The organism is Rhodococcus xishaensis (assembly GCF_004011825.1).
Lineage (GTDB): Bacteria > Actinomycetota > Actinomycetes > Mycobacteriales > Mycobacteriaceae > Prescottella > Prescottella xishaensis.
In genome coordinates, this window is the sequence record NZ_RKLO01000001.1 from 692,972 (window position 1) to 711,436 (window position 18,465).

General features: G+C 66.5%; 18 protein-coding genes and 1 riboswitch. Of the genes, 9 read left to right on the forward strand and 9 right to left on the reverse strand.

Annotation, left to right across the window (positions count from 1 at the left end):
* Nucleotides 1-19: 19 nt before the first annotated feature.
* On the reverse strand, nt 20-586 hold the full coding sequence (locus EGT50_RS03295; RefSeq protein ID WP_408014584.1) for a bifunctional adenosylcobinamide kinase/adenosylcobinamide-phosphate guanylyltransferase: 567 nt from the start codon (nt 584-586) through the stop codon (nt 20-22).
* Nucleotides 587-656: 70 nt separating this feature from the next.
* Entirely contained in the window at nt 657-1,343 is a 687-nt protein-coding gene (locus EGT50_RS03300; protein ID WP_127951130.1) for a DUF3043 domain-containing protein, read from the reverse strand.
* 107 nt (nt 1,344-1,450) lie between these two features.
* On the opposite strand from EGT50_RS03300, the gene EGT50_RS03305 reads away from it, so the two are divergent.
* From EGT50_RS03305 to EGT50_RS03315, 3 genes are all read left to right on the forward strand, one after another.
* A complete protein-coding gene (locus EGT50_RS03305; protein WP_127951131.1) occupies nt 1,451-2,545 on the forward strand; it encodes a glycerate kinase family protein in 1,095 nt (364 codons plus the stop codon).
* A 97-nt stretch (nt 2,546-2,642) separates the two neighbouring features.
* Nucleotides 2,643-2,993 carry a HesB/IscA family protein gene (locus EGT50_RS03310; protein WP_127951132.1) on the forward strand — a complete coding sequence of 117 codons (351 nt, stop codon included), beginning with the start codon at nt 2,643-2,645 and terminating at the stop codon, nt 2,991-2,993.
* Nucleotides 2,994-3,140: 147 nt separating this feature from the next.
* Nucleotides 3,141-4,118, forward strand: a complete 978-nt coding sequence (locus EGT50_RS03315) for a carbohydrate kinase family protein (RefSeq protein WP_127951133.1) — start codon at nt 3,141-3,143, stop codon at nt 4,116-4,118.
* Nucleotides 4,119-4,140: 22 nt separating this feature from the next.
* Here the strand turns inward: EGT50_RS03315 and asnB are convergent, their stop codons facing one another.
* Nucleotides 4,141-6,096: an asparagine synthase (glutamine-hydrolyzing) gene (gene asnB / locus EGT50_RS03320; RefSeq protein ID WP_127951134.1), complete on the reverse strand. Its 1,956-nt coding sequence runs from the start codon at nt 6,094-6,096 to the stop codon at nt 4,141-4,143.
* A 290-nt stretch (nt 6,097-6,386) separates the two neighbouring features.
* On the opposite strand from asnB, the gene ctaC reads away from it, so the two are divergent.
* The 3 genes from ctaC (at nt 6,387) to EGT50_RS03335 (ending at nt 8,849) form a co-directional block, all read left to right on the forward strand.
* On the forward strand, nt 6,387-7,451 hold the full coding sequence (gene ctaC, locus EGT50_RS03325; protein ID WP_127951135.1) for an aa3-type cytochrome oxidase subunit II: 1,065 nt from the start codon (nt 6,387-6,389) through the stop codon (nt 7,449-7,451).
* Between the two features lie 35 nt (nt 7,452-7,486).
* The gene (locus EGT50_RS03330; RefSeq protein ID WP_127951136.1) at nt 7,487-7,903 is read left to right on the forward strand and encodes a cytochrome c oxidase subunit 4; all 417 of its coding nucleotides are present in this window, start codon (nt 7,487-7,489) and stop codon (nt 7,901-7,903) included.
* A gap of 232 nt (nt 7,904-8,135) precedes the next feature.
* Nucleotides 8,136-8,849, forward strand: a complete 714-nt coding sequence (locus EGT50_RS03335) for a haloacid dehalogenase type II (RefSeq protein ID WP_127951137.1) — start codon at nt 8,136-8,138, stop codon at nt 8,847-8,849.
* A gap of 139 nt (nt 8,850-8,988) precedes the next feature.
* On the opposite strand, the gene qcrB is transcribed toward EGT50_RS03335, so the two are convergent.
* From qcrB to ctaE, 4 genes are all read right to left on the reverse strand, one after another.
* Entirely contained in the window at nt 8,989-10,611 is a 1,623-nt protein-coding gene (qcrB, locus tag EGT50_RS03340; protein WP_127951379.1) for a cytochrome bc1 complex cytochrome b subunit, read from the reverse strand.
* 20 nt (nt 10,612-10,631) lie between these two features.
* Nucleotides 10,632-11,768 (reverse strand): cytochrome bc1 complex Rieske iron-sulfur subunit, encoded by a 1,137-nt coding sequence (gene qcrA / locus EGT50_RS03345; RefSeq protein WP_127951138.1) that lies wholly within the window; start codon nt 11,766-11,768, stop codon nt 10,632-10,634.
* Nucleotides 11,765-12,628, reverse strand: coding sequence for a cytochrome bc1 complex diheme cytochrome c subunit (gene qcrC / locus EGT50_RS03350; RefSeq protein ID WP_206615205.1), 864 nt, complete (start codon nt 12,626-12,628; stop codon nt 11,765-11,767). The genes qcrA and qcrC overlap by 4 nt, the downstream gene beginning before the upstream one ends.
* Nucleotides 12,629-12,697: 69 nt before the next feature.
* The gene (gene ctaE / locus EGT50_RS03355; RefSeq protein ID WP_127951139.1) at nt 12,698-13,309 is read right to left on the reverse strand and encodes an aa3-type cytochrome oxidase subunit III; all 612 of its coding nucleotides are present in this window, start codon (nt 13,307-13,309) and stop codon (nt 12,698-12,700) included.
* Nucleotides 13,310-13,453: 144 nt separating this feature from the next.
* Between ctaE and EGT50_RS03360 the strand changes: the two genes are divergently transcribed.
* Together EGT50_RS03360 and trpD are read left to right on the forward strand one after the other, a co-directional pair.
* Nucleotides 13,454-13,879, forward strand: a complete 426-nt coding sequence (locus EGT50_RS03360; protein ID WP_235870525.1) for a ribonuclease E inhibitor RraB — start codon at nt 13,454-13,456, stop codon at nt 13,877-13,879.
* A 78-nt stretch (nt 13,880-13,957) separates the two neighbouring features.
* The gene (gene trpD / locus EGT50_RS03365; protein WP_127951141.1) at nt 13,958-15,052 is read left to right on the forward strand and encodes an anthranilate phosphoribosyltransferase; all 1,095 of its coding nucleotides are present in this window, start codon (nt 13,958-13,960) and stop codon (nt 15,050-15,052) included.
* Nucleotides 15,053-15,073: 21 nt separating this feature from the next.
* On the opposite strand, the gene EGT50_RS03370 is transcribed toward trpD, so the two are convergent.
* Complete coding sequence (locus EGT50_RS03370; protein WP_127951142.1) at nt 15,074-15,349, reverse strand: Lrp/AsnC family transcriptional regulator; 276 nt, start codon at nt 15,347-15,349, stop codon at nt 15,074-15,076.
* Nucleotides 15,346-17,148 (reverse strand): DEDD exonuclease domain-containing protein, encoded by a 1,803-nt coding sequence (locus tag EGT50_RS03375; RefSeq protein WP_127951143.1) that lies wholly within the window; start codon nt 17,146-17,148, stop codon nt 15,346-15,348. Before EGT50_RS03375 ends, EGT50_RS03370 begins: the two co-directional genes overlap by 4 nt.
* Before the next feature lie 427 nt (nt 17,149-17,575).
* A riboswitch (cyclic di-AMP (ydaO/yuaA leader) is annotated at nt 17,576-17,743 on the forward strand.
* 13 nt (nt 17,744-17,756) lie between these two features.
* Here EGT50_RS03375 and EGT50_RS03380 point away from each other — a divergent pair.
* Entirely contained in the window at nt 17,757-18,380 is a 624-nt protein-coding gene (locus EGT50_RS03380; protein WP_127951144.1) for a C40 family peptidase, read from the forward strand.
* Nucleotides 18,381-18,465 lie beyond the last annotated feature (85 nt).

Below are 18,465 nucleotides of genomic sequence, written 5' to 3' on the forward strand. Positions count from 1 at the left end.
CTTTCATTCTCGGCTTCGATCACTTGAGCGTCAGGGCGATACCGGCGACTACGAGGAGCACGTCGTCGCACACGGAGGCAAGGCGGGAATTGAGAGCGCCGATCTCGTCGCGGAACAGTCGGCCCGATCGGGTTTGGGGGATCACGCCCAAACCGACCTCGGGGCTGACCAGCAGCAACCGGCCGTCGAAGCCGGACACGGCTGCGACAAGCGCATCGATGCGGGCCGCGATCGCACCGCGCGGGGCCGCCCAGGCCGAGGCGTCGTCGAGTTCACAGGTCAGCCACGTGCCCAGATCATCGACGAGCGTCGGTGGGTGTGGACCGGGTGCGTCGAGGAGGTCGACGAGGCTGCCGTCGGCGCCGATCTCGACCGTCGCCCACGACGCCGGTCGCCTGCGGCGGTGCAGATCGATCCGAGCCGCCCAGTCGTCGTCACGCGGATCGTGGCGGGCAGTCGCCACGTACCGGACCGCGGTGTGCTCGTCGAGGTCGGCGAGCATGCCTTCCGCTCGAGCCGACTTGCCGGACCGGGCGCCGCCGAGCACGAGTGTGCGGCGAGAGGAGAGCGGATCGGGGGAGGGCACGAGGGTAGACGCTACCAATCGAGTCGGGCCGGTCTGATCTGTGCGAGAACCGGCCCGCAGCGCAAATGGTTCAGACGGCGTCGCCGGGGCCGACGCGCGGCTTGGGTGCGCGCATCTTGCGGATCTGTGACGCCCGGACGAACGCGTACCAGCCGAGGCGGAAACCACCGTCGGTGGAGTCCGGGAAGCGTTCGCGGACTCTGTTGTTGATCATCCGGCCGAGGAAGTAGCCCTCGCCCGCCATGAACAGCATCAGGACGAGCATGCCGAGGGTGACGTAGTTCTGGATCACGGGATTGAGGAACATCGCCATGATCAGGATCAGGGCGAGCGGCATGAACAGCCCGACCAGGTTGCGGCGGCTGTCGACGAGATCGCGTGCGAACGCCCTGACCGGGCCCTTGTCGCGAGGGAGCAGGTACTTGTCCTCGCCGGCGAGCATCCGGGCGCGACGGTCGGCCGACTCGGCGCGTCGCTGGGCGGCGGCCGCTTTGCGTTCCACCTTGTTGCCGCGGTTGGCCCTGCGGCGAGCGCGGGCTTCTTTGGCCGTGAGCGGTGCAGGCGCAACCGGACCGCGGCGCTTGGCAGTGGCTTCGCGGCGCTTGGGGGTGGGGCGGCCCTTGCCCGGCGTCGATGCTCCGGCGGTCTCGGTCGCCCCCGATGTTTCGGGCGGCTCGGACGTCGTAGCGGTCGACTCGATGACCTCGGCGTCACGCTTATCGGAATTGTCGGAGTCGCCTCGGCGTAGCAGCTTCACGTCACCAGGTTATTGGATGACGGTCCTTCTGGCGAAAGTGACTGTGGCCGACACCTCAGGACGAGCGGAGAAATGCCGTGGTCGGGCGGTCGCCATACACTGCGCTGATGCGCGTGCTGATCGCCCCCGACTCGTTCGGCGAAACCCTCACTGCGGTACAGGCAGCCGACGCGATGGCCGCCGGGTGGTCGGCCGCGCGGCCCGGTGACGACGTCGTCCTCGCGCCGCAGTCCGACGGGGGCCCGGGGTTCGTCGACGTGATCGCGGGCACCGTCAGTGATCTCCAAACAGCTGATCTCGACGCGACTGGTGCCCGGACGACCGGCATCCGTACGACGTGGGTCGACGGACCGCTGGATAGCCCTACTGATGCCCGGTGGGCCCTTGTCGAGGGCGTCGCGTACATCGAATCGGCGCAGGCCGTCGGGCTTGCACTGCTCGAGGTACCGCCGACCCCGGAGACCGCGCTGCACGCCCATAGCCGAGGCGTGGGGCAGCTGATCGCAGCCGCGATCGATGCGGGGGCTCAGCGGATCGTTGTCGGACTCGGCGGCAGTTGCTGCACCGATGGCGGACGCGGCATGGTGACGGCGCTCGACGGTCTCGATCGCGCTCGGCAGCGGCTCGACGGGATCGACGTCGTCGCAGCCACCGACGTCGAGCATCCGCTGCTCGGTGAGCACGGTGCCGCCCGGGTCTTCGGACCGCAGAAGGGCGCCGACGGTGCCGCGATCGAGATCCTCGAACAGCGCAACGCCGCGTGGGCGGCCGAACTACGCGAAGCGTGCGGCCGTGATGTCGACGATCTGCCCGGCGCGGGCGCGGCCGGTGGGATCGGCGCCGCACTGTTTGCGCTCGGTGCCGCCAGGGAGTCGGGTGCAGCGGTCGTCGCCCGGTTCACCGACCAGGCCCGTCAGGTCGCGTCGGCAGACGTGGTGCTCACCGGCGAGGGGAGATTCGACCAGCAGTCGTTGCGCGGCAAGCTCGTCACCTCGCTGTCCCGCACTGCGGCGGTCGCTGGGGTGCCGGCCATCGTGATCGCCGGTCAGGTCGACGTCGACGACGAGGCGGCCCGGGAGGTCGGGATCGTGGCGGCCTTCTCGGTCACGGATTTCGCTGGATCCGTCGAGCAGGCCATGGCCGAGGCCGCCGGCCAACTCGAGGCGTTGACCTCGAGGGTCGGTGATGAATGGAAGGGGTAGAGGGCTCGGTCCAGTCCGGGCCGGGCCAAGAGGAATAGGGGGGCGCGGAGTACCGTTGAAGCGGTCACGGGTTTGATACGAGCGACAGGGAGAGCCGATGACTGTGCAGAACGAGACCGCCACGCACGGCGTCACGATGACCGAGGCTGCGTCTGCGAAGGCGAAGGCGCTGCTCGATCAAGAGGGGCGCGATGACCTTGCGCTGCGCATTGCCGTGCAGCCCGGTGGTTGCGCGGGTCTGCGCTATCAGCTGTTCTTCGACGACCGCGCGCTGGACGGTGACCTCGTCGTCGAGTTCGGAGGTGTCAACCTCACCGTCGATCGGATGAGTGCTCCCTACGTCGACGGTGCCTCCATCGACTTCGTCGACTCCATCGAGAAGCAGGGCTTCACGATCGACAACCCGAACGCGACCGGATCGTGCGCCTGCGGCGATTCCTTCAACTGAGTCCGATACGGCCTCAACGATGCTCCTGACGCGGAGTCCGCTACACCGGCGGGCTCCGCGTCGGACTATATTCCGCCGGGACGCAGCTTCCGGCGCCATCCGAGACCAGTACTGCCACCAGAGACCAGAGCTGAAAGGCACACTCGCGTGACCATTGCGGTAACCGGTTCAATCGCCACCGACCACCTGATGCGGTTTCCGGGCCGCTTTGCCGATCAGTTGCTCGCCGACCAGCTCGCGCACATCTCGCTGAGCTTTCTCGTCGACGACCTTGTGATCCGCCGCGGTGGCGTCGGCGGCAACATCTCCTACGCGATGGGCGTGCTGGGCGGTTCGCCGTTGTTGGTCGGCGCGGTCGGTGCCGACTTCACCGACTACCGGGCATGGCTGGAATCGAACGGCGTCGACTGTAGTGCGGTGCGCATCTCGGATGACGCGCACACCGCCCGGTTCGTTTGCACCACCGACGACGACATGGCGCAGATCGCCTCCTTCTACCCGGGCGCTATGAGCGAAGCCCGTGACATCGAACTCGCGGCAGTCGCGAAGACCGCCGGTGGCCTCGACCTGGTGCTGATCGGTGCCAACGACCCCGACGCCATGCTCCGCCACACAGACGAGTGCCGACTGCTCGGCATCCCGTTCGCGGCCGACCCGTCCCAGCAGCTCGCCCGACTGTCCGGCGACGATGCCAAGCGACTGATCGAGGGCGCGACGTACCTGTTCACCAACGAGTACGAGTGGGGTCTGCTTCAGCAGAAGACCGGGCTGTCGGAGGAAGAGATCCGGGCGCAGGTCGGGATGCGGGTCACCACCCTCGGCTCGAAGGGCGTCGAGATCGTCGACGCCGACGGCAACTGGGTCCGCGTCGGCGTGGTGCCCGAGCGTGGGAAGGTCGACCCAACGGGCGTGGGCGACGCGTTCCGTGCCGGGTTCCTGCTCGCGCATTCGGGTGGACTGAGCGCGGAACGCTCCGCTCAGCTCGGCTCGCTCGTTGCCGTGTACGTACTGGAGACGGTCGGCACCCAGGAGTGGACCCTTGACCGCGACGACGCGGTCAAGCGGCTGACCGAGGCCTACGGCAGGGAGTCGGCCGACGAGATAGCCGCGCTGCTGCTGCCGTAGGTGAAGACGGACGGTTCCGCCCTCAGAGACTGACGGGGTAGAGCGGCTCCTGGATCTGCGGAACGATGCGCTGCTCGACGAAGATGCCGTGCCAGACCATGAACGTCAGGATCGTCCACAGTCGGCGGCTGTGATCCGACGAACCGTCACGGTGCTCGGTCAGCATCCGGGTGATCGCGGCCTTGTCGAAGATGTGGTCGGTGCCCGACTCCACGATCTGCTGGTGTGCCCAGTCGAACAACTCGGTTCCGCGCAGCCAGTGTCGTAGCGGCACCGGAAAGCCCAGCTTCGCGCGGTGCAGCACATGAGGCGGCACGATTCCTTCGAGCGCCCGCCGTAGTGCGTACTTGGTGGTCGACGGCGCGGACGCTGCTCGCTTCGTTCGCCTGGTCGTGATCTTCTGGTCCAGCGGCACCCGGGACGCGACCGCGAACACCTCGGGGTCGAGGAAGGGGACGCGCAGTTCGAGGGAGTTCGCCATCGTCATCTTGTCGGCCTTGACGAGGATGTCGCCGCGCAGCCACGTGAACAGGTCGAGGTGCTGCATGCGTGCCACGGGATCCCAGCCGCGCGACTGCGCGTAGATCGGCGCCGTCACGTCCTGGTGCGTCCACTCGGGCCGGAAGTCCCGCAGGGCTGCCCGCAACTGAGCGTCGCTGAAGCTGCGTGCGTTGCCGTAGTACCGTTCTTCGAGGGTCATCGAGCCGCGATGCAGCAGGCTCTTGCCGCGCGTGCCCTCGGGGATCCGATCCGACAGTTTGCCGGCCGCGCGGCGCAACACAGTCGGCAGGTGGTCGAACGGCCGAAGCGAGATCGGCTCGCGGTAGATGGTGTAGCCGCCGAACAGTTCGTCGGCGCCCTCGCCCGAGAGCACCACCTTGACGTGCTTGCGGGCCTCTTTCGCGACGAACCACAGCGGGACCAGTGCCGGGTCGGCGACCGGGTCGTCGAGATACCACACGATCTCGGGAATGGCGGCCGCGAACTCAGCGGGGCTCACGACCTTGACCACGTGCCGGGCGCCGATCGCTGCCGCGGACTCGGCCGCGACGTCGACCTCGGAATAGCCCTCGCGTTCGAAGCCGGTCGTGAACGTGATCAGGTTCGGGTTGTGCCGCATGGCGAGCGCCGCGATCGCCGTCGAGTCGATGCCGCCCGACAGGAACGAGCCCACGGTGACGTCTGCCCGCATGTGCTTGGCGACCGAGTCCTCGAGCGCCTCCGTGATCTCGCGGTAGCGGGACTGCTCGGAACCGGGAGCGAATGGCGCCGCCGGGAAGGTCGGTGTGAAGTATCGGGTGACCTCGGGCGCCTTTCCCGGTTCCAGGCGTGCGTAGCATCCCGATTCGAGGCGTCGGATCCGCGCGTGCAGCGTCTCGGGCTCGGGCACGTACTGCAGGACCGTGTAGTGCTCGATCGCCCGCGGATCGAGTTCGGTGTCGATCCCGATGACGTCGGCTAGTTCGAGCAAGCTCTTCTTCTCGCTACCGAAAGCGGTGCCGTTCGTTCCGGTCGCTATGAACAGGGGCTTGATGCCGAACGGGTCGCGTGCCAGGAACAGCTCACGGGTCTCGGTGTCCCACACCGCGAACGCGAACATGCCACGCAGCCGGCGGACCGCCTCGGCTCCCCAGTAGTGGTACGCGGCGACGATCGCCTCACTGTCGCCCTCGGTGTTGAACTCGGCGCCGTGATCCCTCGCCAGCTCTGCGCGAACCTCTAGGTAGTTGTAGATCTCGCCGTTGAAGGTGAGCGCGTAGCGCCCGGGGTTCTCCGGCGGACCCCAGCGCAACGGCTGGTGCGAGTGCTCGAGGTCGATGATCGACAACCGGTTGAAACCGAGGATCAGATCCTCGTCGTGCCACGTGCCGTGCTCGTCAGGACCACGATGGCGCAGGCAGTGCATGGCCCCGTCGACACGCGTGACTGCGTCGTCGCCGGTACCGTCCGTGGTGAGTAGTCCGAGCAGTCCGCACACAGCGTCGAGTCCCTCGATTCAGAGTCGTTTGTCGGTCCCGGCCCGACGGCTCCGGAGAGCGTCGGAATTCCCGAGGGAAGTATGCCGCAGTTTGCACGGGGGACGGGTCGGAGGGGACCGCGCTCTCAGCTGAATCCCAGGTCGCGCCGGTACGGTCGGCGGGCTCCGCTCCCGACTGCGGCGCCGTCCCCGACCCGGGAGTGGAGGTTGGGCGCGGTTGGTCTACGCTGCGTAGTAATTGGGCCTTCCCGTCGGGTGTGCCCTAGTGGAATTGCGGCGATCAGGAAGGCGTGAACGTGGCGCAAGGTCGGATCCTTCGGCGAGCCGGGCTGGCAGCATCTCTGGGTACAGCTGCCGTGCTGCTGTCGGGTTGCTCAATCGACAATTCGGTGCTTCGCTTCGGGTGGCCATCAGGAGTTACTCCGCAGGCCGAGCGTATGCGCGAACTGTGGACGTGGTCGGTCATCGCGGCCCTCGTCATGGGTGTCATCGTGTGGGGCCTTACCTTCTGGGTGGTCGTTTTCCACCGCAAGAAGAAGGACTCGCCGGAGTTCCCGCGTCAGACGGCATACAACGTGCCGCTGGAACTGTTCTATACGGCCGTTCCGTTCGTAATCATCGCCGTTCTCTTCTACTTCACCGTGGTTGTCCAGAACTACGTTTCGGAGAAGGAGGACAACCCGAACGTCGTTGTCGACGTCACTGCCTACCAGTGGAACTGGAAGTTCGGCTACCGCACCATCGACATGGGCGACGGCACCGCGAGGTACGAGGGCATCGACGAGGCCGCCACCGCCGCCGCACTCGCTGCATCAACGCCCGAGGGCGTGGACGAGGAGGGGCGGGAGATTGTCGGCCCGATCCACGGCAAGATCCCGCAGGATCTGTCCTACCTGCGCTACGACAAGATCGAGACCGTCGGTTCCAGCAACGAGATCCCGATCCTCGTTCTGCCGACCAACCGGAGCATCCAGTTCGAACTCGCTTCCGCCGATGTCATCCACTCGTTCTGGGTCCCGGAGTTCCTGTTCAAGCGTGACGTGCTCCCTAACCCCAAGGAGAACCACTCGGACAACGTCTTCCAGATCAGCGAGATCGAGAGGGAGGGTGCGTTCGTGGGCCGCTGCGCGGAAATGTGCGGCACCTTCCACTCGATGATGAACTTCGAGGTCCGTGCCGTGACGCCGGAGAAGTTCATGCAGTACATCGAGGCTCGCAAGTCTGTCGAGGAAGGCGGGCAGGGTCTGAGCACCGCCGAGGCGCTGGCGTCGATCGGTGAATCTCCCACCGCTACCTCGACCTCGCCGTTCAACACCGACCGCACTGCGCGCGAAGCATCGGCCACCGGCAACTGACGGCCCTAGTGCCCTGACCAAGGACAAGAACTGATATGAAGATCGAAGCCAAGCTCTTCGAGATCCTGACGGTGTTCTTCATTCTCGTCGCGATCGTCTACGGTGTCTTCACCGCTTACTCGCGCACCGGAATCGAATGGGCCGGCCTCACCGCGATCGTCCTGTCGGCTGGTCTGAGTCTGATCGTCGGAACATACTTCCGGTTCGTAGCGCGTCGCCTCGACGTTCGTCCCGAGGACTACGAGGAGGCAGAGGTTTCCGACGGCTCGGGCGATCTAGGCTTCTTCAGCCCGGGTAGCTTCTGGCCCATCCTGCTGGCCGGTGCCGCCGCGATCGCTGCGCTCGCGCTGGCCTTCTTCCAGGCGTGGATGATCGTCGCTGCGGTGGCCCTGGTGCTCGCCGCTGCCGCCGGCCTGGTCTTCGAGTACCACATAGGGCCGGAGAAGCACTAGCACCCTCCGATTCACCGAAGGCGCCGAACCCGTCCGGGGTTCGGCGCCTTCGGCGTTCCGGCCAGTCGGTGCTGCCTCGGTGATCCGTCGCGGACCGTTGCGTAGCGTCCGTCGCGAAACTCGTCGCCGTCGGGACCCCGATCGGTAGCGGTGTTGTCCGAGAATTGGGTGCGTCGGGGAATTGGGTGCGCCTGGAACCGCGGGCGGTGTCGGAGTGAGCGAAGGGATCGTGATGGCGACTGACATGCCGAAGGCTCTGCTGTTCGACGTCCAGGGAACAGCCGCCGAGTTTCACGCGACCGTGTCGGGTGTGCTTCGTGCCGTCGATGCCGGGCGCAACATCCGACAGGATTGGGAGGGGATCGTCGATCGCTGGCGCGCAGCGTACTTCGCATCCGTCGAGCACGCGTCGATCAGGGGAGGCGAGTGGGTATCCGTGCACTCGATGTACCGGGATGCGCTTGATGTCCTGTTGGACGAGTGGGGCGTGACCGGCTGGTCGGATGCCGATCGTGAGCGTGCGACGAGTGCATGGCGACGACTCGAACCGTGGCCGGACACGACTGCTGGCCTGGATCGGTTACGTGGACGGTTCACGATCGCCACGCTCTCCAACGCGGACGTTGCTGCGGTCGTGGAGATGTCGAAGTCCGGCGGCATGAGGTGGGACGCCGTGTTCACCGCGGAGATGGGCGGTGTGTTCAAGCCCGACCCGAGGATCTATCGCATGGCGGCCCGCTACCTGGGGTTTGCGCAACAAGACATCATGATGGTCGCGTGCCACAAATACGACCTGCGAGCGGCAGGGGAACTCGGCTTCCGGACGGCCTTCGTGGCCCGCCCGGTGGAGTTCGGCCCACACGGGGTCGTCGACACGACCTACGAATCGGATTTCGACGTCAACGCCGCGGACTTCCTCGATCTTGCCGATCAGCTCGGTTGCTGAAGCTCCGACGTTCCTTCAGGCACACCAGCTCTTCAGGAACACCAGCTCTTCAGGAACACCAGCTCTTCAGGAACACCGAGAACGGGAGAGGCCCCGAACCGGTATGGTTCGGGGCCTCTCCCGTTCGATCTCTGGCGAACTAGTGCGCCTCGCCGTTGCCGGAGCCGTCTCCGCGGGCGCGGTCCTGGTACTCCGTGAGAACACGCATCTGCTCGTGCTCTGCGGCGTGCTCGGCGGCCTCGAGCGCCTGGCTCTGTTCGACCGGGTCGGGGGTGACCCAGCTGCCCGAGCCGGGCTTGCCGGCCGAGCCGAGCCGGTTCATCTTCTTCGGGATCGGTGCACCCTGGTACTCCAGCGGGATCGGGTGGCCGTGATCGTCGACCGGTCCGAGCGGCTGGTGGATCTCGACGTACTCACCGTGCGGCAGTCGCTTGATGATGCCCGTCTCGATGCCGTGCTCGAGCACCGCACGGTCGCTGCGCTGCAGACCCAGGCAGAACCGGTAGGTGACGTAGTAGGCGATCGGAGGCAGGAGCACCATGCCGATGCGACCGATCCAGGTCATCGCGTTCAGCGAGATGTCCAGATGGTAGGCGATGATGTCGTTGATGCAGGAGAGGGTCAGTACCACGTAGAACGCGATGGCCATCGCGCCGATGCCGGTGCGGACCGGGACGTCCCGCGGACGCTGCAGCAGGTTGTGGTGCGCATCGTCCTTCGTGAACTTCTTCTCGATCCACGGGTACGCGATCAGCAGCGTGAACACGAGGCCCATGATCACCGCGACGGCGAACACCGCGGGGATGGTGTAGCGGTCGAACAGGTAGAACTCCCACGCCGGCCACAGGCGAGCCATGCCGTCGGTCCACATCAGGTAGAAGTCGGGCTGCACACCGGCCGACACCTGCGACGGGTTGTACGGGCCGAGGTTCCAGATCGGGTTGATCTGCAGCAAGCCGCCCATGAGGGCGAGGATGCCGAAGGTGAACGCGAAGAACGCACCACCCTTGAGGGCGAACACGGGGAGGATCCGAACCCCGACGACGTTCTGTTCCGTGCGGCCCGGTCCGGGGAACTGCGTGTGCTTCTGGTACCACACCAGCGCGAGGTGCGCGGCGATGAGGGCGAGCATGATGCCCGGGAAGAGCAGCACGTGTGCGACGTACAGGCGCGGGATGATCAGCGTGCCGGGGAAGTCTCCACCGAAGATCAGCCAGTGCAACCAGGTGCCGGCGATCGGAATACTGATCGTGATCCCGGACAGCGCGGCCCGGAGGCCCGTACCGGAGAGCAGGTCGTCCGGCAGCGAGTAGCCGAAGAAGCCCTCGAACATCGCCAGGATCAGCAGCAGCACGCCGATGACCCAGTTCGCCTCACGCGGACGACGGAACGCGCCGGTGAAGAAGATGCGCAGCAGGTGCACGATGATCGACGCGGCGAACAGCAGCGCGGCCCAGTGGTGGACCTGTCGCACGAACAGGCCGCCGCGAACCTCGAACGAGATGTTCAGCGTCGTCTCGTAGGCGCGGGACATCTCGATGCCGCGGAGCGGCTCGTATGCACCGTTGTAGGTGACCTCTGCCAATGACGGGTCGAAGAACAGCGTCAGGTAGACACCCGAGATCAGCAGAATGATGAAGCTGTAGAGCGCGATCTCGCCGAGCATGAAGGACCAGTGGCTCGGAAAGACCTTGTTGATCTGGCGCTTGAGGCCGGCTGAGAGGTGATAGCGCGAGTCGACAGCTTCTGCTCGCTCCGCCATCCGGGCCTGGGTAGTAGTACTCACGGTCGACGCTCCCAAAATGCCGGGCCGAGGGCTTCGATGAAGTCACCGTTGGCGACGAGGTAGCCCTCTTCATTCACAGTAATAGGCAGCTGCGGAAGGGGACGAGCTGCTGGTCCGAAGATCGGCTTGCCGTACTGCAGCGCGTCGAACTGCGACTGATGGCACGGGCACAGGATTCTGTTGGTCTGCTGCTCGTACAGCGAGGTGGGGCAACCGAGGTGCGTGCAGATCTTCGAGTAGGCAAAGTAGTCGCCGTAGTTGAAGCTCTCCTGGCCCTTGCGCTTGACAGCCCTCTCGGTGTCCTCGGTGCGCAGTCGGAGCAGCATCACGGAGTTGCGGATACCGCGCAGTGCCGCGAACAACTCGTGGTCGTTGCCACGCTCGGACTCACGGAACGGGAACACCGTCTCCATGGCGCCGGCGTCGAGGTCCTCGGGACGCACGAGCACGATGTCGTGCGGGCGGCCGGTGTCGCGACGCAGGTAGATCGTCTCGCCCGGGTAGCGGGGTGTCCAGCCGGACACCCACAGCGGGGAGTTGTCGCCCTGCGCCCACGGGTTCTTGATCATGCCGCCGAGGGGCAACACCGACATGATGCCGACCGCTCCGCCGCCGAAGATCAGGCTGCGCTTGATCATCTTGCGGCGACCGATCGTCGACTTGTCGAGGGTGTCGCCCAGCTGGGCCCCGAGGGTCTGCTTGTCGACCTCGGCGGAACCGCCGTCGTGGCGATCCTGGATCGAGACCTCTTCGGGAATGAACTTCTTGGTGTACTTCACCGCGCCGACGCCGACACTGAGGATCGCCACACCCATCGTCAGGCCGATGAGCGGGGTGTACAGGTTGTACGCCCAGTAGGTGTCCTCACCCGGTCCCGCCCACTGCCACGGCCAGAACAGGAAGATTCCGATGAAGGCGAGTGCCGAGAGTCCGGCGAGGATGAACCAGAAGGCCACCGAGCGCTCGGCGCGCTTCTCGGCCTTGGTGCCCTCGACCGGCCAGCGGTCGCGCTGGAACGCGACATCGACCCCATCGAGGTTTGTGCCGAGCTCGACGAGCTCGTCCCGGCTCATTTGAGCGAGTTCGTCGTCGGTGTACTTCTTCGGCGCATCGCCGCTGCCGGCGTCGCTCATGACCTTGCTCCGATCCACAGTGCTGCACCGACGACAGCGACGATGCCGACGACCCAAGCCACGACTCCCTCGGACGACGGTCCGAGACCGCCGAGGCCGTAGCCACCCGGGTCCGCAACCTCGCTCGAGTGCTTGACGTAGGCGATGATGTCCTCCTTCTCCTCGAGCGTCAGCTGACGATCGGAGAACTTGGGCATGTTCTGGGGGCCGGTGACCATGGCGGTATAGATCTGCTGCTCGTTGGCCGGATCCAGAACGGGCGCGTACTTGCCGGAGGACAACGCGCCGCCGCGGCCGGTGAAGTTGTGACACGACGCGCAGTTCATGCGGAACAGCTCGCTGCCGCGTGCGATGTCGTTGCCGCGCAACGACGACTGCGCGATCTCGCCGTTCTCGTCGCGGATGACGGTCGGGCCGCCACCCTGCGACTGGACGTAGGCGCCGATGGCGTCGGTCTGGCGGGCGTCGAACTTGGCGGGCTTGCGGGAAGCCTGCGCCTCGTTGCGGACGGCCGGCATACGACCGGACGATACCTGGAAGTACACGGCCGCCTCGCCGACACCGATCAAGCTGGGGCCGCGGTCCTGGACACCCTGCAGGTTCGCACCGTGGCAGGTGATGCAGGAGGTGTCGTAGAGCTGCTTGCCCTCGCGGATCAATGCCGCGGAGTCTTCGTCCGCTGTGGCGACCTGCGGCGTAGGCGTGAGCGCGGATGCGAGGAATCCAGCGCTGACCAGTCCCATCATGAGGATCAGCGCGCCTGTGACGCGACGGCGCAGCTTGCGCTGGCGGCGCGCCTTGGCGGCTGTGGCTCGGCTGGGCATGTCACCCTCGATTGCGGGAGGGGGGGATGAACTCATCTGTATCTGTATCCCTTTGGTATCTCGGGACGGCTGAAGCGTCAGGGGGCAGCCTGGTCGTTCAGCTGGCTAACGGATGAAATAAATCGTGGCGAACAGGCCGATCCACACAATGTCGACGAAGTGCCAGTAGTACGAAACAACGATCGCCGCAGTGGCCTGTGCAGGCGTGAACTTGCTGACCTTGGTGCGGACGATCAAGAAGACGAACGCAATCAGACCACCGATGACGTGCAGGCCGTGGAAGCCGGTCGTCATGTAGAAGACCGAGCCGTAGACGCTGCTCGAGATCGTGGTGCCGTCCTGCACCAGGGCGATGTACTCGTAGCCCTGGCCGAGCACGAAGAAGGTGCCCATCACGAGAGTGAGGATGTACCACCGCCGCAGGCCGTAGACGTCACCCCGCTCCGCAGCGAAGACGCCCATCTGGCAGGTGAAGGACGACGCGATCAGCACCAGCGTCACCGGCACGGCCAACGCGAGGTTGAGATGGGTCGGCTCCGGCGGCCAGTTCCCATTCGCCTGCGCTCGTGCAACGAAATACATGGCGAAGAGCCCTGCGAAGAACATGAGCTCGCTTGACAACCACACGATAGTGCCGACGCTGACCATGTTTGGCCGGTTCAGCGAGTGCACGCGCTGGGTGATTGCCGATCCTGAAGTCCCTACTGCGCTCGTCACGCACTGAAGTATGACGCCTTGTCGTAAAAGGCGGTAATCCGGGTCCTAACTCAGTGCGTCTGAGCACGTCATAAGCCGTTCGACCGGGGTGGGCGCCGTTCTCGGCCGACGTGACAATGTAGGCACATGGAACTCCGGCGCGGCATGGCTCGTTTGATAGGCGGAGTTCTGTCTCGACGCGCCCCGGCGCGACTGGACCGCACCCGCTCCGACCTGGTCGTGGTGGTCTCGGGTTTCGACGATGCGGAGGCATGCTCTACGGCGCTCGAACGTGGCATCGAAGACGACCCGGTGTGGGTCGTGGACGCAGACGCCGTGCTCCGTCACCACCTGCGTCTGCCGGCCGACGCCGTCCGGGGCGTACTAGATATCGCGGCCCAGGACGGCTACGCGCCGACCAGTGCTCCGGAGTCGGTGGCAGACGGTGTCGTCGTGCTCCGGCTCGAACGGGTCCAGGTGCTCGATGCCTTGCATTGCTCGCAGGAGCGCTCCCGAATGGTGGGTCTGGCGCAGCGACACGGCGGCACAGCGCTCGGCTGGGAGGGGCTGCAGCCGCACGCGGCACCCTGACTCCGGGCGTCGCGCACTAGGCTGCGGTGCGACTAGGCTCCACCGAGCGGTCGGTGGGCGAATGGCAGGAGGGGTCGGATGGTGCGGCGGTCGGCAGCACAAGGCATGGAGCGAGCGGCGGGCGCGACCGACCGGAGCTGGCCGGCCGTCCTCGGTGCGCTCACCGACGGCCGTGACCTCACCGCCGCCGATACCGCGTGGGCGATGGACGAGATCATGTCCGACAACGCGACCTCCGCGCAGATCGCGGCCTTCGGCGTCGCCCTGAAGATGAAGGGCCCGACGCCGGCCGAGTTGCGAGGCCTCGCCGACTCGATGCTCGAGCACGCCCGCCAGGTGCCGGTCTCGTCGGACGTGGTCGACATCGTGGGCACCGGCGGCGATCGCTCGCACACGGTCAACATTTCGACAATGGCATCGATCGTCGTGGCTGCGTCCGGCCTCCGTGTCGTCAAGCACGGCAACCGGGCGGCGTCGTCGAAGAGCGGCGGCGCAGACGTCCTCGAGGCGCTCGGTGTGCACATCAACCTCGGCGCGGCGGAGGTTGCGCGGTGCGTCGAGGAAGTCGGTATCGGCTTCTGCTTCGCCCCGGTCTTCCATCCGGCGCTGCGGTTCGCGGGAGCACCGCGCAAGGAGATCGGTATCCCGACGGTGTTCAACGTTCTCGGGCCGCTGACCAACCCGGCGCGTCCGCGGGCGGGCCTGATCGGGTGCGCCTTCGATGATCTCATCGAGGTGATCGCCGGCGTCATGGCCGAGCGCGGCAACTCCGCGCTGGTGGTGCGCGGCGACGATGGTCTCGACGAGCTGACGACGTCGACCACGTCAGTGGTGTACGTCGTTTCCGGCGGCACGGTACGGCCGCAGAAGCTGGATCCGACCGACCTCGGCATTGCTCGGGTACCGCTCGAGGCCCTACGCGGCGGGGACGCGGCCGACAATGCTGTCGTCGCGCGCGGCATCTTCGCCGGCGACGAGGGGCCGGCGCGGGACGCGGTGCTGTTGAACGCGGCAGGCGCCATCGCGGCCTTCGACGGCCTCGAAGGTGACCTCGAGGAGGCGTTGGCGGCTGGAATGGAGAAGGCCGCCCGCGCGATCGATTCGGGGGCGGCGGGCGCGCTACTCGAGCGGTGGGCGGCCCTGACCACGGAACTCGCGGCCGCCGCCCACTGAGCTCGGCGAGCAGAAAGGCGTCTACCCGCCGATCGAGAAGCCCGCTTCGACGTCTGCGCTCGAGTACGACTGGAACGCAATGTGAGTCGCGGTCTTGACTACGCCCTGCACCCTGTTGATCCGTTCGGTGACGACCTCGGCGATCTGCGCATGGTCACGCACCCTGACGATCGCGATCAGGTCGATGTCACCGGCACACGAATAGACTTCGGATACCCCGGCGAGATCTGCCACCGCCTGTGCGGTTTCGGGGATCCGGTCGGCCTCGGCGTGGATCAGGACGATGGCGTTGATCATCTCGCTCCTTCAACGTTCTGACGTTCGTCGAACACGGCGTTCTTACGTTCGTCGAACACGGCGTTCTTACGTTCGTCGAACACAGTAGGCGGTTGGGCGAGCGGCCGGGCGGCGCGGGCGAGTGTGCACCATTTCTCCCACGACCCCGCCCCGTGGACGGGTTCGCGATATCCGTGGCTGGTCTGCACGATCCGCACGCCGTCGTCGCCGAGCCACGAGGCTATGAGCGCGAGTTCCTCGGGAGAAGCGCCCCTGAAGGGGGTCGCTTCGGGGAGGACTGTCTCGGCGGACGCGACCAGTGCCTGGACCACCGGCATCGGTGCGACTCCGCGTCGTGCGACGCCTGCGGAGGCCAGGCGTCCAGCCCGGATGACGGCGAGTTCCCAGCCACCGTCCCCGGCTGGGCGGGCGGCGACGAGCTCGTCGACCGCGGCGAGCGAGGCAAGCCGCTGCATGCGCCGCAGAGCGAGACCGAGGGCGGCGAGCCGGTCGCGCAGACGCGCAGCGCCCTCGAACAGTTCACGCGCCACGAGTTGGTCGATTCGGTCGCGCACGCGATGTAGCGGCGTATCGTCCGTGCCGCGCAGGAGCGCACGTGCGAGTTCCGGTGCGACCTGGTAGGCGTTCTCCTCGTCGGCGACGGCGGGGCAACCACCGATCTCCCGTGGCGGGCACTTGGGCCCGTGGCGTTGCCCCTTCCCGATTCTGGAGGTGCAGGTCCGCAGGCCGCAGTGTTCGGCGATCGTCAATGCGGCGTCGAGGGCGTCGGCGCGGGAGCGGAAGGGGCCCAGCGAATCGGCCGTTGGGGTACGGACGACTGACAGACGGGGGAACGCCTCCGTGGTGAGGGTGATCCACCATCCCCGCAGAGGAAACTTGGATCGTCGGTTGTAGGGCGGCGTGTGAGCGCTGAGCAGCCGAAGCTCGCGGACTCCTGCCTCGAGAGCGTGCGCGCACTCGACGTGGTCGATACGACTGGCGAGCGCCACCATCTCTTTCATCCGGGCGCGCGTCTCCGCACCGGTGAAGTAGGTGCGGACCCGGCGGCGGAGGTCGACGGCGGTGCCGACGTAGAGCACCTCGTCCGAGGGGCCGCGGAAGAGATAGACGCCGGGGGTTCGGGGCAAATGGCTCGCAAGGGTGCGCTTCGCGCGCTGCTCCCTCGACGCCCGTGGTAGGTAGTCGAGGAGTTCGGGCAGGCTCTGCACGCCCTGGTTGCCTACCCGCCCGATGAGGGCATGGAGGACGTCGACGGTGGCTCGGGCGTCGTCGAGGGCGCGGTGGGTCGGGGTGGTGTCGGCGCCGAGCAGCGGCGCCAAGACCGAGAGTTTGACGGACGGAGCTTCGTCACGGCTGAGTATCCGACGTGCAAGCTTGACCGTGCACAGCACCTGGAAACGAGGCCACGGGATGCCGGCGCGGGTCGCGGCCGCCTTCAGGAACCCGACGTCGAAACCGGCGTTGTGGGCGACAAGCACGCTGCCGCGCGCGAACTCGAGAAAGGTCGGTAGAACGACGTCGATCCGGGGTGCGCCGCGCACCATGGCTGTCGTGATTCCCGTGATCTCGACGATGTGCGGCGGAATCCCCCGCCCCGGGTCGATGAGGGTGCCCAGTTCGCCGAGGACCTCCCCGCCTCGGACCTTGACGGCGCCGATCTCGGTGATCGCGTCGGTCGCGGCGCTGCCCCCCGTGGTTTCGAGGTCGACAACCACGAAGGTGACTTCACGCAGTGGTGCATCCAGCTCGTCGAGGGCCAGCTGACCGTCGTGGGCGCTGTCGGCGGGCTGTGCTCTCACGCCGGGAGACAGTAGACGCACCCACCGACAGCGCCGCGGGGCAGTTTTCGGCGAAGAGAGACGAGCATCACAGTGTTCGATTCAGGTTCTCGGTACCGGAGATCGATTTCGGCGTGGCCGCACACGCGCGGAGTCGCGGAATCCAGAGCGGGTGTCCCGGGGGCGCCTGTCGGTATCCGTCCATGACCTGTGCCGACGTGTCCGTCCGCGGTACCGGGTCGGGCACACGCATCATGCGTGCAGCGCGCCATGCGAGGAGTAGCGGACCGGTTGTTATCCCGTTGTGATCTTGAGTCGGGTCCTTGCGGGAGTGACCTATAACACGCGCGAACACGCGAAACACCCTGGCTCAGGTCGACATGACGGAGATGCTTTCGTAATCTTTTCGAGACCTAGCGAAGTCTTGTCGCTCGACCTTGGAGCGGCGTCGCTGGGGCCGCCTAATCGGATCCTCCTCGGAGGGACGAACCGGGAACCCACCTTTCCAAATTGGGGTGAATCCCGCCGGAGCCGCATCCGCGGTGCCGGTCGGTAGGGCTGATCTTCCCAGCCCGAACCCGTCAGCTAACCCGGTCGGCGTACGAACGGAAGAAACGGAGTTCTTTACCGTGGCGTCAAAAGCTTTCAAACGTTCAGCACAACGCGCAGCCGTCGCCGGCGCACTCGCCGTCGGAGCTGTCTCGGCCTCCGCGGCACCCGCACTCGCCGAACCGATCAGCGTCCCCGGCGTCGGCCCGATCGAAATCCCGGGTGTCACCCAGAAACAGGTCGACGACGCGATCGCGACCTTCGCCCCCGCGCTCGGCCAGGGCATGGACACAGGAAATCCCGCCCCAGCCCAGGCTGCCCCAGTCACTCCCGCCCCGGCTCCGCAGGCGCCCGTCACCAGCACCGCGGAAAGGGCTGTCAAGGCCGCCGAAACCAAGCTCGGTGCCCCCTACGTGTACGGTGCGGCCGGCCCGAACGCCTTCGACTGCTCGGGTCTGGTGCAGTGGGCCTACAAGCAGGCCGGGCTGGACCTCCCTCGCACCAGCTACGACCAGGCCGCCGTGGGCGTTCCGGTCTCGCAGAACAACCTTCAGGTCGGCGACGTGGTTTCGTTCTACGGCGGGGGCCACTCGGGCATCTACGCCGGGAACGGAAACGTCATCCACGCCTCCACGTCGGGGCAGCCGGTCAAGATGTCGCCGGTCTCGGCGATGCCGTTCGACGGTGCACGTCGTTACGTGTGATTCGTAGGGGATTCACGCATCGGGCGGGTCCGACCTGGGTTGGATCCGCCCGGCGCGCGCGGTGGGTTGTTCATCGTGGGTGCTC